The organism is Caulobacter sp. AVps18, from assembly GCF_058681425.1.
Window position 1 is genome coordinate 2,665,584 of the sequence record NZ_CM178737.1, and the last position, 14,038, is coordinate 2,679,621.

General features: G+C 66.2%; 15 protein-coding genes. 10 read left to right on the top strand and 5 right to left on the bottom strand.

What is annotated here, in order from left to right; translation table 11 throughout:
• The first annotated feature begins 135 nt into the window (after nt 1–135).
• Genes ACW179_RS12035 through ACW179_RS12045 form a run of 3 tightly spaced genes read left to right on the top strand, consistent with a single transcriptional unit; the run spans nt 136 to nt 4,699 of the window.
• Nucleotides 136–1,668, top strand: coding sequence for a tryptophan halogenase family protein (locus ACW179_RS12035; RefSeq protein ID WP_492059744.1), 1,533 nt, complete (start codon nt 136–138; stop codon nt 1,666–1,668).
• Nucleotides 1,665–3,170, top strand: coding sequence for a tryptophan halogenase family protein (locus ACW179_RS12040; RefSeq protein WP_492059745.1), 1,506 nt, complete (start codon nt 1,665–1,667; stop codon nt 3,168–3,170). Before ACW179_RS12035 ends, ACW179_RS12040 begins: the two co-directional genes overlap by 4 nt.
• An 11-nt stretch (nt 3,171–3,181) precedes the next feature.
• A complete protein-coding gene (locus tag ACW179_RS12045; RefSeq protein ID WP_492059746.1) occupies nt 3,182–4,699 on the top strand; it encodes a tryptophan halogenase family protein in 1,518 nt (505 codons plus the stop codon).
• A 98-nt stretch (nt 4,700–4,797) separates the two neighbouring features.
• Here the strand turns inward: ACW179_RS12045 and ACW179_RS12050 are convergent, their stop codons facing one another.
• Nucleotides 4,798–6,132, bottom strand: a complete 1,335-nt coding sequence (locus ACW179_RS12050) for a spinster family MFS transporter (RefSeq protein WP_492059747.1) — start codon at nt 6,130–6,132, stop codon at nt 4,798–4,800.
• Between the two features lie 96 nt (nt 6,133–6,228).
• Here ACW179_RS12050 and ACW179_RS12055 point away from each other — a divergent pair, with 96 nt between their 5' ends.
• Genes ACW179_RS12055 through ACW179_RS12065 form a run of 3 tightly spaced genes read left to right on the top strand, consistent with a single transcriptional unit; the run spans nt 6,229 to nt 7,493 of the window.
• Nucleotides 6,229–6,855 (top strand): glutathione S-transferase family protein, encoded by a 627-nt coding sequence (locus tag ACW179_RS12055; RefSeq protein ID WP_492059748.1) that lies wholly within the window; start codon nt 6,229–6,231, stop codon nt 6,853–6,855.
• Between the two features lie 23 nt (nt 6,856–6,878).
• Nucleotides 6,879–7,253 (top strand): hypothetical protein, encoded by a 375-nt coding sequence (locus ACW179_RS12060; RefSeq protein ID WP_492059749.1) that lies wholly within the window; start codon nt 6,879–6,881, stop codon nt 7,251–7,253.
• Nucleotides 7,254–7,256: 3 nt separating this feature from the next.
• Nucleotides 7,257–7,493, top strand: a complete 237-nt coding sequence (locus ACW179_RS12065) for a hypothetical protein (protein ID WP_492059750.1) — start codon at nt 7,257–7,259, stop codon at nt 7,491–7,493.
• On the opposite strand, the gene ACW179_RS12070 is transcribed toward ACW179_RS12065, so the two are convergent.
• The 4 genes from ACW179_RS12070 to ACW179_RS12085 are packed head-to-tail and all read right to left on the bottom strand — an operon-like array spanning nt 7,477 to nt 9,428.
• The gene (locus tag ACW179_RS12070; protein WP_492059751.1) at nt 7,477–7,896 is read right to left on the bottom strand and encodes an acyl-CoA thioesterase; all 420 of its coding nucleotides are present in this window, start codon (nt 7,894–7,896) and stop codon (nt 7,477–7,479) included. The two genes, ACW179_RS12065 and ACW179_RS12070, sit on opposite strands and share 17 nt — an antisense overlap.
• On the bottom strand, nt 7,893–8,234 hold the full coding sequence (gene grxD / locus ACW179_RS12075) for a Grx4 family monothiol glutaredoxin (RefSeq protein ID WP_492059752.1): 342 nt from the start codon (nt 8,232–8,234) through the stop codon (nt 7,893–7,895). The genes ACW179_RS12070 and grxD overlap by 4 nt, the downstream gene beginning before the upstream one ends.
• 59 nt (nt 8,235–8,293) lie before the next feature.
• Nucleotides 8,294–9,187 carry a hypothetical protein gene (locus tag ACW179_RS12080; protein ID WP_492059753.1) on the bottom strand — a complete coding sequence of 298 codons (894 nt, stop codon included), beginning with the start codon at nt 9,185–9,187 and terminating at the stop codon, nt 8,294–8,296.
• A 4-nt stretch (nt 9,188–9,191) separates the two neighbouring features.
• Nucleotides 9,192–9,428, bottom strand: coding sequence for a BolA family protein (locus ACW179_RS12085; protein WP_492059754.1), 237 nt, complete (start codon nt 9,426–9,428; stop codon nt 9,192–9,194).
• Between the two features lie 159 nt (nt 9,429–9,587).
• Here ACW179_RS12085 and ACW179_RS12090 point away from each other — a divergent pair, with 159 nt between their 5' ends.
• The 4 genes from ACW179_RS12090 to ACW179_RS12105 all read left to right on the top strand — a co-directional run bounded on the left by ACW179_RS12090 (nt 9,588) and on the right by ACW179_RS12105 (nt 14,018).
• Nucleotides 9,588–10,292, top strand: a complete 705-nt coding sequence (locus ACW179_RS12090) for a hypothetical protein (RefSeq protein WP_492059755.1) — start codon at nt 9,588–9,590, stop codon at nt 10,290–10,292.
• Between the two features lie 57 nt (nt 10,293–10,349).
• Nucleotides 10,350–11,279 carry a M20/M25/M40 family metallo-hydrolase gene (locus tag ACW179_RS12095; RefSeq protein WP_492059756.1) on the top strand — a complete coding sequence of 310 codons (930 nt, stop codon included), beginning with the start codon at nt 10,350–10,352 and terminating at the stop codon, nt 11,277–11,279.
• Between the two features lie 103 nt (nt 11,280–11,382).
• The gene (locus ACW179_RS12100; protein WP_492059757.1) at nt 11,383–13,224 is read left to right on the top strand and encodes a PAS domain-containing hybrid sensor histidine kinase/response regulator; all 1,842 of its coding nucleotides are present in this window, start codon (nt 11,383–11,385) and stop codon (nt 13,222–13,224) included.
• Between the two features lie 215 nt (nt 13,225–13,439).
• The gene (locus ACW179_RS12105; RefSeq protein WP_492059758.1) at nt 13,440–14,018 is read left to right on the top strand and encodes a fasciclin domain-containing protein; all 579 of its coding nucleotides are present in this window, start codon (nt 13,440–13,442) and stop codon (nt 14,016–14,018) included.
• Nucleotides 14,019–14,038 lie beyond the last annotated feature (20 nt).

The window sequence follows — 14,038 nt, forward strand, 5'->3', positions numbered from 1 at the left end:
TCAGGGCCGCCGTCACAGGCGGCCCTATCCTTTTGACAGTCCTGCCGTTACCCGCGACCATCCGACTCCCGAGGCGCTCGCCCGTGCGGTCGGACGTGTCAGCCGGCGACTTGCCGTCTATCTGGAGTTTGCTTGATGCCCGCGCCCTTGAAGGTGGTGATCGTCGGTGGCGGCACCGCAGGCTGGATGTGCGCTGCGGCCATGGTCGGGGCGCTTCCGCCGGGTCTTTGCAGCGTGCAGCTGGTCGAATCCGACGAGATCGGCATCGTTGGGGTAGGCGAGGCGACACTGCCCCAGATCAAGGACTTCAACGACTATATCGGCGTGGTCGAAGCCGACTTCATGCGCGCCACCAACGCCACGTTCAAGCTGGGCATCGAGTTCGTGGACTGGGGCTTCAAGGGCTCGACCTACACCCATCCCTTCGGCATTCACGGCAAGCCGATGGGCGGCGTGCCGCTGTATCAGTACTGGGCCAAGGGCCTTCAGGAAGGGCGCACCGAAGACATCGGTGACTACTGCCTGCCCATCGTGGCCGGGCGCCGCAACCGGTTCGCCTTTCCCACCACCGACCAGGACGGGGTGAACGCCAACTTCGCCTATGCCTATCATTTCGACGCCAATCTCTATGCCGGCTTCCTGCGCGGGTTCGCCGAGGCCCGGGGCCTCAAGCGCACCGAGGGCAAGCTGGTCGATGTCACCCTGCGTCCGGGCGACGGCCATGTGGCCTCCATCACCCTGGAGAGCGGGCAGGTGATTGAGGGTGATCTGTTTATCGACTGCTCTGGTTTTCGCTCGCTGCTGATGGGCCAGGCCCTGGGCGTCGACTATGAGGACTGGACGCAGTGGCTGCCCTGCGACAGAGCCATGGCCGTGCCGTGCGAGCGGACAGGGCCGCTGACGCCCTACACCCGCTCTACCGCCCTGGCGGCCGGCTGGCAGTGGCGCATCCCGCTGCAGCACCGCACCGGCAATGGTTATGTCTATTCCAGCCGCTTCATCAGTGACGACGAGGCCGCCGCCACCCTGCTGGCCAATCTGGACGGGGCGGCGCTGGATGATCCGCGCCCCCTGCGCTTCCGGGCCGGTCGCCGGGCCAAGTCGTGGGAACGCAACTGCATCGCCGTGGGCCTGGCCAGCGGCTTCCTGGAGCCGCTGGAGAGCACCAGCATCTATCTGATCCAGATCGCCATCACCAACCTGCTCAAGCTGATGCCTGGCAAGACCATCGACCCGGGCCTGGTCGCCGAGTTCAACCGTCTCGTCGATGTCGAGTACGAGCGGGTGCGCGATTTCCTGATCCTGCACTACCACCTCAACACCCGCGATGACGCGCCCCTGTGGGCCTATTGCCGCGAGATGGAGGTGCCCGCGTCGCTGCAGCACAAGATGGCGCTGTTCCGGCATCGCGGGCACATCCCCAAGTACAAGGACGGTCTGTTCGCGCCGCCCAGCTGGGTGTCGGTGTTCGTGGGCCAGGGCCTGACGCCCGCCCACTATGATCCGCTGGTCGACAATCTTCCTGCCGGGCGCATCGTCGCCGAGATGGACAGGGCGAGGGCCGAGGTGGCCGAGGCTGCTGAGGCCATGATGGATCATGCCGCCTTCGTGGCCGACTACTGCGCCTCGCCTGCCGCCATGTCTGGCCTCAAGCGAGCGGCGTCGTGAGCCGTCCGGTTCGCAGTGTTGCCATCGTCGGGCGAGACGCCGCCGCATGGCTGACTGCCCTTGGCCTGCAGCGCGCCTTTGGCCGCCAGGGTGTCAGCATCACCGTGGTCGAGCTGCCCTCGATGACCCGCTCGGTCGACGTGCAGGTGGCGCTTCCGGCTCTGGAGGGCCTGCACCGCCTGCTGGGCCTGGACGAGATCACCGTGCTGGCCGAGTGCTCGGGCGTCTATGCCCTGGGCCAGCAGTTCGCCAACTGGTCGCGCGCGCGTCCCCCCTTCGTCCACGCCTATGACGGCCACGGCGCGCCGATCCGCCGGGTCGAGTTTCTGCAGCACTGGCTGAAGGCCCGGGACGAGGGCATGAACGTCGCCCTGGAGGACTTCTCCTTGGGCGCGGCGGCCGCCAAGCATGGCCGCTACATCGTGCACAACGAGGCCACCGCCGGCTTTTCCAAGGCCCGCAGCGGCTACCACCTCGATGCCGTCGCCTATGTCCGCATGGTGCGCCATCAGGCCGTGCTGGCCGGGGTGCAGCGCGTGGCGGGCGTGCTGGACCAGGTGACCGCCGGGCCGGGCGGGATCGCCTCGGTCAGCCTGGTGGGCGGCCAGACCATTGCCGCCGACCTGTTCATCGACGCCACGGGCGCCGAGGCCAGCCTGATCGGCAAGACGCTGGAATCGCCGTTCGAGTCGTGGTCGCAATGGTTCGGATGCGACCGCATCCTGGCGGCGTCGGGCCCGCGCATGAATCCGCTGCCGGCCATGAGCCGCATCAGCGCCTTCAAGGCCGGCTGGGTCGGGATGTTCCCCCTGCGCGACCGCACGCCCGTGGTGGCAGCCTATGACTCGCGCCGGATGTCGGACGAGGACATGCTGCAGAGCGCCAGGGTCTTGACCGGCCTGCGCCTGGGCGACGCGGTTGTCACGCCGTTCGAGGTCGGCTTCCGGCCCGGCGCGTGGCGGGGCAACTGCGTGGCCATCGGCGAGGCGGCCGCCTGTCTGGAGCCGCTGGACGCCGGACCGCTGCACATGGTCCATGTGGGCCTGTCGCACCTGATCGCCCTGTTCCCGGTCGACGCCGACGCGATGTTGGAAGCTCAGGCCTTCAACGACGCCATGGGGGGCCACGCCCGCCACCTGCGCGACTTCCAGATCGCCCACTACCGCCTCAACGAGCGACTGGACGAGCCCTTCTGGGACCGCCTGCGCGAAGCGCAGCCGCCGGCGGAACTGGCCTACAAGCTGGATCTCTTCGCCGCCCGGGGCGCTGTTGCCCTCTATGACGACGAGACGTTCCAGGAAGAGAACTGGACCTCGATCCTGATCGGCCACGGGCTGTTTCCGCGTGGCCACGACCCCCAGGCCGACGCCATGGCACCCGAAGACCAGATTCAGACCTTCAAGCGCATGCTGGGCTTCATCGCCGCCGAGGTGCGCGACATGCCTTCGGTCGAGGCCCAGCTGGAACTGTTCGCCCCCGCGCCGTCGTCGGCGTCCTTCTGAAAGGCTTGCCCATGTCCGGCTCACGCATTCGCGACATCGTCATCGTCGGCGGCGGCACGGCGGGCTGGATGGCCGCAGCAGCCCTCGCAAAGGTGATGGGAACCCAAGCCTATACGATCACCCTGGTCGAATCCGAGATGATCGGCACCGTGGGGGTGGGCGAGGCGACCATCCCGATGATCACCCTGTTCAACAACGTGTTGGGCATCGACGAGGACGAGTTCGTTCGCGAGACCAACGCCACCTTCAAGCTGGGCATCGAGTTCGCCGGCTGGCGGCGCGAGGGACACAGCTATTTCCATCCGTTCGGCCAGTTCGGCGTCGACATGGACGGGATCAGCTTCAACCACTACTGGCTGCGCTGGATGCAGTCTGGCGGTGGAAACGACTATGGCCGTTTCAACGCCGAGACCGAGGCGGCCCGCCAGAAGCGTTTTGGCCGTACCGGGCATGAGCGTCCGGGGGCGCTGCCCAACATCAACTACGCCTTCCAGTTCGACGCCAGCCTCTATGCCGCCTATTTGCGCCGGTTTTCGGAGAAGCGTGGCGCAAAGCGGATCGAGGGCCAGGTGGTCGATGTCGCCCGCAACGGCGAGACCGGCCTGATCGAGCGCCTGACCCTGAAGGACGGCCAGGTGATCAAGGGCGACCTCTTTATCGACTGCTCGGGCTTCCGGGGCCTTCTGATCGAAGAGACGATGAAGGCCGGCTATGAGGACTGGAGCCACTGGCTGCCGGTCAACCGCGCCGCTGCCGTGCCCTGCGCCAGGGTCGAGGAGCCGATCCCCTATACCCGCGCCACGGCGCGCGAGGCGGGCTGGCAGTGGCGCATCCCGCTGCAGCACCGCACCGGCAACGGCTATGTGTTCTGCAACGACTTCCTCAGCGAGGACGAGGCGGCGCGCCTGTTGCTGACCCGGCTGGACGGCGAGGCCCAGGCCGAGCCACGCATCCTGCGCTTTGTCACCGGGCGGCGTCGCAAGTCGTGGATCGGCAACTGCCTGGCCCTGGGCCTGGCCAGCGGCTTCATGGAGCCCCTGGAAAGCACCAGCATCCATCTGGTGCAGGTGGGCATCTCCAAGCTGCTGGCGATGTTCCCCCAGGGCGGTTTCAGCCAGCCGATCCTGGATCGCTACAACGCCGAGATGGAGGCCGACTACATCAACATCCGCGACTTCCTGATCGCGCACTACAAGATCACCGAACGCGAAGACACGCCGTTCTGGGCCTATTGCAAGAACATGAGCATCCCCGACAGCCTGGCGACCCGGCTGGAGATCTTCCGCACCCGCGGCGAGGCGATGGTCGTGCATCACGAGCTGTTCAAGGAGCAGAGCTGGTTTGCGGTTCTGGTCGGGCAGGGGCTGATGCCTGTCGACTATCACCCCGTGGCCGACCTGCTGTCGGAAGACGAGCTGAAGCTGCGTCTGGCCAAGATCCGCACGGGCGTTCAGGATCGCGTCGCGGGCCTGCCCACCCACCAGAAATTCCTCGACAGCTGCGGCCAGGCCCGGGCTTCGCAGGGCTGAATCCGGAGCCTTGAGTTCACGTCCCCGCACGACGGATGAAGTCACCCCGGGACGTGATCCCGGGGTGACAGCTTTTCCGCGCCAGATCACAGCCCGCTTTAGGAGACCATCTCTTCGCGGATGGTCTTGCGGGCGCGCCAGAACAACCCGAAGGCCACCACACCCAGAGAGGCGGACAGGATCAGCGCCCAGCGCACGCCCTGGGCCTCACCAAGTCCGCCGGGACCGGCCAGGATGTCGCTGAGCAGACCCACGGCGACAGGGCCAAGGCCCAGACCGACCAGATTGATGATCAGCAGCAGCACGGCCGAGGCGGTGGCGCGCATCGAGGGATCGACGATGCTTTGGGCCGTGGCATAGACCGGTCCGTACCACAGGGTGCCCAGCAGGGCGTTGACGCCCAGAAGCGCGATCGCGGCCATCGGGGCGTCCAGGCTGACGGCGATGATGAAGATCGGGATGGTCAGCAGCGAGGCGATGGCCGGCACCGTGACATAGGCCCGCAGATCCTTGGCTCCCAGCCTGTCGGCCAGCACCCCGCCCATCCAGGCCCCGATCACGCCGGCCGTGCCGCCGATCAATCCGAGCGCCAGACCCAGGAAGCCGGCCGACTTCAGGTTGAAAACGGCCGCCAGCTGGGCGATTTCCGCGCCGTGGTTGCGGAAGAAGAACGAGGCGATGAAGGGCGCATAGCCATAGCCGATAAAGGCCTTGATCGAGGCGGCCAGGGCCACCAGCCAGAAGGTCTTCTTGGTCGCCAGCACCGCCACGGCCGCCATCAGGCCGATCTGCGCACTGGCGCGGGCGGCGATATCGGCGGCCAGCTGGCGGCGGGGCTCGATCAGGGTAAAGGCCGCCACCAGGGCAAAGAGCAGTCCCGGGGCTCCGGCCACCATGAAGGCCACGCGCCAGCCATAGGCGTCGGCCACCAGCCCGCCCATCGCCATGCCGACCAGCGTGCCCAGCGGCGTGCCGATGGAATAGAAGGCGATGGCACTGGCCCGCTTTTCCTTTGGAACATAGTCGGTGATCAGCGAGTGGGCCGGCGGTGTACAGCCGGCCTCGCCCACGCCCACGCCGATCCGCATCAGGATCAGCTGCCAGAAGTTCTGGGTAAAGCCGCATAGCACCGTGAAGGCGCTCCAGACGGCCACCGAGGTGCCGATGATGTAGGGGCGGTTCCGGGTCTCGGCCATTCGGGCGATCGGAATGCCCAGCACAGTGTAGAAGATCGCGAAGGCCAGGCCGGTCATCATGCCCAGCTGCCAGTCGGCCAGGCCCAGGTCGCGCTTGATCGGCTCGGCCAGGATATTGACCACCTGCCGGTCCAGGAAGTTCAGAGTGTAGATGATCAACAGCACCCAGAGGGCGTAGCGGCGATAGCCGGACGAAACAGGATTGATGACCGGCGACGGCGTGGCCGTGTCTGCCATGGGCGCTCTCCCTCGAACAGTTGTTCTAATCGTTGTGGCGACTTTAGACGCAGGCTAAGCGAAATGACTACCCGCCATCTGTCCAAGGAGCGTCCCATGGAAATCGTCATCGGCACCAAGGCGTGGTCGAGCTGGTCGCTGCGCCCGTGGCTGGCGCTGAAGCGCGCGGGCATCCCCTTTAGCGAGACCCTGGTCGATCTGCGCCAGGGCGAGGCGACTGCTGAGGCCATCGCGCCCCATTCGCCGTCAGGCCAGGTGCCGGTGCTCAAGGACGGCGACCTGGTGATCTGGGACTCGCTGGCGATCTGCGAATATCTGCATGAGCGGTTCCCGGAGGCTGCGCTGTGGCCCGCCGATCCGGTCTTGCGCGCTGTGGGCCGGTCGGCGGCAGCCGAGATGCATGGCGGCTTCATGGCCCTGCGCCGTGAGTGCGCCATGGCGCTCGACATTGATCCCGCCCCGACGCCGCTTTCGGACGAGGTCAGCAATGACGTGCGCAAGATCGTGGCGCGCTGGAACCAGCTTCTTGATCGCGCGGGCGGACCGTTCCTGCTGGGCGACTGGTCGATCGCCGACGCCTTCTACACGCCGGTGGCCACGCGGTTTCGGACCTATGGCGTCGATCTGGCGGCTCATGGCGACACCGGCCCGGCCGCTGCCTACGCCGCGCGCCTGCTGGAGATGCCGGAGTTTCTGGAATGGGAGCAGGCGGCGCGGGTCTAGGGCCTCGGACCGGGGAGGGCGGCATGACGGAGACTTCGCGTCGCTCCCTGCTGGTCTGCGGCGTTGCCCTTCTGGCGTCCGGCTGTGCTACCCGGCCCCGCCTGCTGGCTTCGGAGCAGACCTGGCCCGAGCTTGAGCCGCTGATGGCGGTGAGCGCGGGGCGTGAGGGCCTGACGATCCGTATGGCGTCACGCGGCTGCACCGTGCGCGGCGACGTGGTTTTTCGGGTGGATCGAACCGGGGACCGGGCCGTGATCGCCTTCGCCCGGCGACGGCTGGAGACCTGCCGGCCGGGCGAGGCGGGGTTTGTGGACCTGACGTTCCGCTATGCTGAGTTGGGCCTAAGGCAGGGGGAACGGCTTCAGGTTGCCAACCCGCCCTTGCCATTGCATCCTTGAGCCATGTTCAAGGCGATCAAGCGCACCTTGCAGAACCTCGCGACGGACATCGCGCGCGAGTCCGCCGCGTGGAAGATCCTCTGCACTACCTGCGGCCACCAAAAGTCGCTGCAGGCGGCGGGCGGGATTCGCTACAAGGCGTCTGGCGAGGTGCACACAATGGGTTTCTGTACCAAGTGCAACGGCTTGCGCAGGCTCAAGATCCACCGGCCGCCGAAGGTACCTAGCCCTTCGGCGTAAACCGCTCGACCATCCACGGCAGCACACGCGCTGGGCGCTTGGCGGCGATGTCGATCAATACCCAGTCAGTGCGGCACTGGGCGCACATCTCGCCGTCGGGGCCGTCGATGCGGATATAGCGCTCGAAGCGCGGGCCCTTCAGCTCGCCCACCCAGGTGTAGCCCGTGGCGATCTCGTGGGGCAGCAGTTCGCGGCGATAGTCGATCTCGTGGCGGCGCGCCACCCAGCTCCACGGCGCGCGTTCGTCAAGGCTGGTCCAGGCGTCCCAATGGGCAATGGCCAGGTCCTGGGCCCAGGCCAGATAGACCACATTGTTCACATGGCCGTTGGCGTCGATATCCGACGCCTTGGGCGTGAAGGTCAGCGCAAAGGCGTCGGCCGGCGGGACGAAGAGGCGGCTCAAGCCGCGATCAGGCCCTGCTCGGCCAGCAGCGTCTTCAGTTCGCCCGACTGGAACATCTCGCGGATGATGTCGCTGCCGCCCATGAACTCGCCCTTCACATAGAGCTGGGGAATGGTCGGCCAGTCGGTGAAGGTCTTGATGCCCTGGCGCAGGTCATCGTCCTGCAGCACGTCGACGCCGATGAACTCGACGCCCAGATGATCCAGGATCTGCACGGTCACGGCCGAGAAGCCGCAGCGGGGCTGGTCGGGCACGCCCTTCATGAACAGCACCACGGCGTTGTCGGCCACGGTCTTGGCGATGAAGTCGAGGGCGGGGGAGGCGGCGACGTCGGTCATGGCGGAAAGTCCTTGCAAGTCCCTTCAGCTAGGCGCCGGGCGCCGCCGGGTCAAGGGCTCTACTTTTTGCGTTCGGCCTTCTCGCGCTCCTGGGCCGAGAAACGGGCCATTTCGATCTGGGCGCAGACGCCGTTGGGCAGGTCGCGCTCGACCACGGCGGCCAGGCGCTCGATCTCGGCGCGGGTCTCGGCGGTGACGCCGATTGTCGCCAGGGAAGGCTCGGTCAGGGCATAGCCCAGAGCGATCTCGTCGCCGCTCCAGCCCGAGGTGTTGGTCAGGAAATCATAGCTGCCGACATCGGCCAGCGGATCGCTGCGTCGGCGCCATAGCGAGGGCTTCTGGAACAGGGGCTTGGTGTCCGCCTCGCGCAGGGCCTGGGGCCAGTAATCCTCGCCGATCACCGCCATGTCGCGGGCCACCGACGAGCGGATGCGGTTGCGCTCGGCCCAGCCTGATGACAGGTTGAACGGCGATGAGAGGGTGGTGACCAGGCCCGAGGCCAGCAGTTCCGGCGCGATGTCGTCCCGGCTGGCCACGCCGAGGCCGCGTAGCGCGTCCCGGTCGCGCAGAGCACGCAGGGCGGCGGCCGCGTCCGTCGGCAGCTCCGGGCCAGTGGGGGCGTTGATTAGCAGCAGGTCCAGATAGTCCAGGCCCAGGTCGTTGCCGACCGTGGCCATCACCGCGTCGATCGTCTGCCGCTTCAGCCGGTCGGCGTCCTCGCGCATCCGCCAGGTCACGAACAGCAGTCGTCGCTCGACCCCGGCGAAGGCCTCGGCCGCGCCGCGCAGGAGCTCCGGCGTCGTGCCGTCGATCTGGAAGCTGTTGATGCCGTTTTCCACGGCCGCAAAAATCAGGGCTCGCCATTCGGCCGCGCGCAGGCGCGTGGACTCAGACAGGCGAAGCGTAATCGCCGAAACCGTCATGCCTGAGATGCCGAACGGCCGGTAGCGCATGGGTCTAGTCCGCCGGTGAGGCGGTTTCGAGCGCCAGGGCGTGCAGGGTCCCGCCCAGCACATCGGCCAGGGCACGATTGACCATCTGGTGCTGCTTGACCCGGTTAAGGCCCCGGAACGCCGGTGAAACGATGCGCGCCTTGTAGTGATCGCCGTCGCCGGCCAGATCGGTCAGGACGATCTCGGCGTCGGGGAAGGCCGCATAGAGGCGCGCTTCGAGGTCGGCGGGAGACATGGGCACGGAAGAGGGCTCCGGTAACTGGCAGTGAGAACTATGGACGTGAAGTCTTAAACCCGCCCTGACGACGGTGGAATCAACGTTTTTCAGATTGCGTCGGAACCGCGATCACGCAATCATCACGCATCCGTGAGGTTTGCGTGATTTTCCGTGAGGTGGCCGATGTTGCGCTTGATCGCTGTGCTGCTGGCGGGGTTGATGCTGGGCGGGTGCGTGCCGCTGGTCTACTCACGACAGCCCCTGTTCGGGTCTGCCGACGCCGCTGGAGAGCCAGGGCTGCGGACGGGGATCTGGGAGAGCGTACAGCCTGGTGAGGAGTGTAAGGCCGATCCAAGCAAACCATTGCGACGTTGGAAGGCCTGTACCGACTGGTTTCTCGTCAGGAGCGGCGACCTGGCATCACTTAGTGGAAACGGTGTCTGGACGACGAATTCTGCTGAAGTAGAGGGTGTCTGGACAACGACTTCCTATGTCGCGGCATCGGGAACAACCATCACTCTGCAACTGGGGCCCGATCCAGATAAACGCTACACCTACCTTAGCCTTATGCCGCTTCTGCGCGATGAGGGCGGGCGAGTGACCTCTTTCAAACTTCGGGGTGCCCTTTGCGGTCCACCGAACGACGAGGCAGGGAAAGAGAAGGGCGAGCTGCAGCCGAACCCGCAAGAGCCCGCGCAATTCGAACCCGCGACGCTCGCGCCGCTGCCAGGATTGGCTTTGATGGAAGACGGCCAGAATTGCTGGGCGTCGGATGCCGCTGCCGTAAGGCGTGCCGTGGCCTTTGCGGAGGAGCATCCGGACTGGGGCACTTTCCAGCTTGCCCGCTGGGTCCGCGATGTCCGTCCCGACGATTTCGCCCGGCCCTAGCGAGGGCCGAGCGGAAGTCATTGCTCCAGGCGTCGGCGGCGGGGCATGTTGTTGGCGATGACTCGTTTTCGCGCCCTCCGCCTCGCCCCGCTCGTCGCTGTCCTGGTTCTGGCCGCCACGCCGGTCTTCGCCGCCCCCGGCGACAGGGCGCTGGAGGATGTCCGCATCCTGTCGGCCGACGACATGCAAGGCCGCGCGCCGGGCACGCCGGGTTCAGCCCTGGCGCGGGCCTATATTCTCAAGCGCTTTGGCGAGATCGGCCTGTCGCCGATCGGCGCAGGGTTCGAGCAGCCGTTCAGCTACGCCAGGCGCGACGGGACGAAGATAGCGGCCACCAATCTGATCGCGCGGATTTCCGGCACGGAAAAGAGCGGCAAGGCTATGGTCGTCACCGCCCACTATGACCATCTGGGCGTGCGCGAGGGTGCGGTGTTCAACGGCGCCGACGACAACGCCTCGGGCGTCGGCGGCCTGCTGGCCGTGGCCGAGGCCTTCAAGGCCCAGCCGCCCCGCCATGATGTGATCTTCGCCGTCGTCGATGCCGAGGAGAGCGGCCTGCGCGGGGCCCGCGCCTTTGTGGCCAACCCGCCCGTGCCCCTGGCCAGCATCGCCCTCAACGTCAATTTCGACATGCTGAGCAAGAACACGAAGAATGAACTCTATGTCGCCGGCGCCGGGCCCAACCCGGCCCTGCGGCCCATTCTTGAAAAGGTGGCGCAGAGCGCGCCGGTCTCGCTGAAGCTGGGCCACGACACCGACGTTAACGGCCCGCGTGACAATTGGACCAGCCAGTCGGATCACTATGCCTTCGCCGAGAAAGGCATGCCCTGGGTCTATTTCGGGGTCGAGGACCACGACGAGTATCACAAGGCCACCGATGAGTTCGCGACCATCCCGCAGGACTTCTATCGCCGCGCCGTGGCTACGGTAATCGCCGGCAGTCTGGCGCTGGAACGGGGTCTGGACAGCCTTCCCCCGCCGCGCTGAGGCGCGACCAAAGGACGCGATGGCAAACGGCCTCTCACGCGACCTTAAGCTTTAGGGCTAAGTGATCGGTGATTCTCAGGGGTTCGCCGCGATCGGTCGGGCAATGCTGCGAGACAAGATTGTCAATGCCGTCCCCCTGGCGGGGGCCATCATCGCCATAGCCATGGCGATGGACTATATTGTCAACGTCCTGATCGCCCGCACTCCGGCTGCCTATTCGCCGCTGTCTACCTTTGTCATTTCATCGGCGATCGCCGGGCCTTTGGCCTGGTTCCTGACCAGCCGCAAGCTGAGCCTGCTGGCGCTGCAAGCCGACCTTTCACGCAGTCTGGACGCCAAACAGAAGGCTATCGACGAGGCCGAACGGCGCCGCGCCGAGGCAGAGGACGCCCTCACACGCCTGCGCGAGAGTGATCGACTCTATCGCCTGCTGGCCGACAACCTGACGGACAATGTCAATCTGTGGTCCCGCAAGGGCAGACAGCTCTACATGTCTCCATCCATCGAGCGGCTGACCGGCTTTTCCGTCGAGGAGTATTCGCGCCTGCCGCCCAGCGCCAATGTCAGCCCCGAGGACTATCTGCGGGTGGTGGCTTTGATCTCGACGCTGGAACCTGGCGGCGAGGCGCGGGTCCTTGAATATGAGAGCTTCCACAAGGACGGCCATCCCATCTGGATCGAGAGCACCTATTCGCGCCTGGCGGGCGAGGAGGGTGAACTGCTGGTGACTTCGCGGGTGATCACCGAGCGCAAGCGGCTGGAACTGGACCTCAAGCAAGCCCTCGATCTGGCTCAGTCGGCGGCGGCGGCCAAGTCCGACTTTCTGGCCAACATGACCCACGAGCTACGCACACCGCTTAATGCCATTATCGGCTTTGCCGGGGTGCTGCGCGGGTCCAGCGCCCTGTCGGAGCGCGACGCGCGGCATGTGGGCCTGATCCAGGAGGCCAGCAACACCCTGCTCAGCGTGGTCAATGACGTGCTGGACTTCTCGCGGCTTGAGGCCGGCGGGGTCGAGCTTGATCCCCAGCCCTTCGCCCCCGAGGCCATGATCTGCAACTGCGCTGCGTTGATCGAGGGGCAAGCCAAGGCCAAGGGACTGACCTTGGCCGTCGTCGCGCCCGAATCCTTGTGCGCCATGCTGGCGGACGCGCCGCGGCTGTCGCAGGTGCTGCTGAATTTCCTGTCCAACGCCGTCAAGTTCACCCAGGTCGGCACTGTGACGATCACGGTGGTGCAGCAGATCGAGGAAGACGCCGCTGTGTTGCGCATCGAGGTTTGCGACACGGGGATAGGCATCCCCGCGTCGCAGCTCGCCAGCGTCTTCGACCGCTTCTCGCAGGCTGACGCAGCGGTTTCGCGGCGATATGGCGGCACGGGTCTGGGGTTGGCGATTTCACGCCGGATCATCGAGCAGATGGAAGGCCAGATCGGGGTCGACAGCGTGGAGGGCGAGGGCTCTCGCTTCTGGTTCGAGATCCGCGCGCCCCTGCGCGAGCTCATCCCCGAACCGTCGTGGGAAGACGCCCGGACGCTTGGTCCAGACAGGGCTGTCCGTTTGTTGCTGGTCGAGGACAACGCCGTCAATCGCGAGTTGGTACGCACCATGCTCGAACCGTTCGCCATCGGGGTTGAAACCGCCAATGACGGCGCCGCCGGCGTCGAGGCGGTGCGGAGCGGGGGCTTTGACCTGGTTCTCATGGACGTCCAGATGCCGGGTATGGATGGGCTGACAGCCACGCGCCATATCCGGGCCATGGGCAATCTCGCCGCCGCCCGCACGCCGATCATCGCCATGACCGCCAACGTCCTGCCCGAGCAGGTGGCCAGTTGCCTGGCCGCCGGCATGGACGATCACCTGGGCAAGCCGATCAGCCCGATCAAGCTGCTGGAAGCTGTGGCCCGCTGGTCGGGCCAGGAACATGGGCAGGCCCTGGCGAGCTAGAGCGCTTCCGAAAAGTGGGAACCGGTTTTCGGAATGAAACGCGCGTGAAAACAAAAGACTAGAGCGGGCGATCTGATTCAATCAGATCGCAGCCCGCTCTGAGGGTGCCGACAAGGTTTCGTGAAAATCGTCGAACCGCCGCATCCTGTTTCCGAACGGCGGCGTAGCTGCGGGCGTCCCACTTGAGGACCAACAATCCCCCCGGAGACGACCCCATGAAAAAGTCCCTGATGTTCGCCGCAGCCGGCGTGCTGTCGCTCGCCTTCGCCGGTTCCGCCCTTGCCAAGGTGGAGCACCATGGCGCGGGCCATGGCAAGACGGTCATGGTTGGCGGCGCGACGATGTATCCGACGAAAAACATCATCGAGAACGCCGTCAATTCCAAGGATCACACGACGCTGGTCGCCGCCGTCAAGGCCGCCGGCCTGGTCGAAACCCTGTCCAGCCCCGGCCCGTTCACGGTGTTCGCCCCCACCAACGCCGCCTTCGCCAAGCTGCCGGCCGGCACGGTCGAGACCCTGGTCAAGCCCGAGAACAAGGGCACGCTGACCACCATCCTGACCTATCACGTCGTGGCCGGCCGTCTGACGGCTGCCGACATTGCGGCCAAGGCGAAGGCCGGTGGCGGAAAGGCGGTTCTGACCACCGTGCAGGGTCTTCCGATCACCGTGGCCAAGGGCCATCACGGCTGGACGATCACGGACGCCAAGGGCGGTGTCTCGAACATCACCATCGCCGATGTTCTGCAGTCCAACGGCGTGATCCACGTCATCGACGGCGTGCTGATGCCCTGACCCTGCCGTCTCCGGGCTGC

Bases quoted from the DNA above. Each gene is read 5' to 3' on its own strand.
- ACW179_RS12035 (WP_492059744.1), top strand. From the start codon at position 136: ATGCCCGCGCCCTTGAAGGTGGTGATCGTCGGTGGCGGCACCGCAGGC.
- ACW179_RS12045 (WP_492059746.1), top strand. From the start codon at position 3,182: ATGTCCGGCTCACGCATTCGCGACATCGTCATCGTCGGCGGCGGCACG.
- ACW179_RS12050 (WP_492059747.1), bottom strand. From the start codon at position 6,132: ATGGCAGACACGGCCACGCCGTCGCCGGTCATCAATCCTGTTTCGTCC.
- ACW179_RS12055 (WP_492059748.1), top strand. From the start codon at position 6,229: ATGGAAATCGTCATCGGCACCAAGGCGTGGTCGAGCTGGTCGCTGCGC.
- ACW179_RS12060 (WP_492059749.1), top strand. From the start codon at position 6,879: ATGACGGAGACTTCGCGTCGCTCCCTGCTGGTCTGCGGCGTTGCCCTT.
- ACW179_RS12065 (WP_492059750.1), top strand. From the start codon at position 7,257: ATGTTCAAGGCGATCAAGCGCACCTTGCAGAACCTCGCGACGGACATC.
- grxD (WP_492059752.1), bottom strand. From the start codon at position 8,234: ATGACCGACGTCGCCGCCTCCCCCGCCCTCGACTTCATCGCCAAGACC.
- ACW179_RS12080 (WP_492059753.1), bottom strand. From the start codon at position 9,187: ATGCGCTACCGGCCGTTCGGCATCTCAGGCATGACGGTTTCGGCGATT.
- ACW179_RS12090 (WP_492059755.1), top strand. From the start codon at position 9,588: ATGTTGCGCTTGATCGCTGTGCTGCTGGCGGGGTTGATGCTGGGCGGG.
- ACW179_RS12095 (WP_492059756.1), top strand. From the start codon at position 10,350: ATGACTCGTTTTCGCGCCCTCCGCCTCGCCCCGCTCGTCGCTGTCCTG.
- ACW179_RS12100 (WP_492059757.1), top strand. From the start codon at position 11,383: ATGCTGCGAGACAAGATTGTCAATGCCGTCCCCCTGGCGGGGGCCATC.
- ACW179_RS12105 (WP_492059758.1), top strand. From the start codon at position 13,440: ATGAAAAAGTCCCTGATGTTCGCCGCAGCCGGCGTGCTGTCGCTCGCC.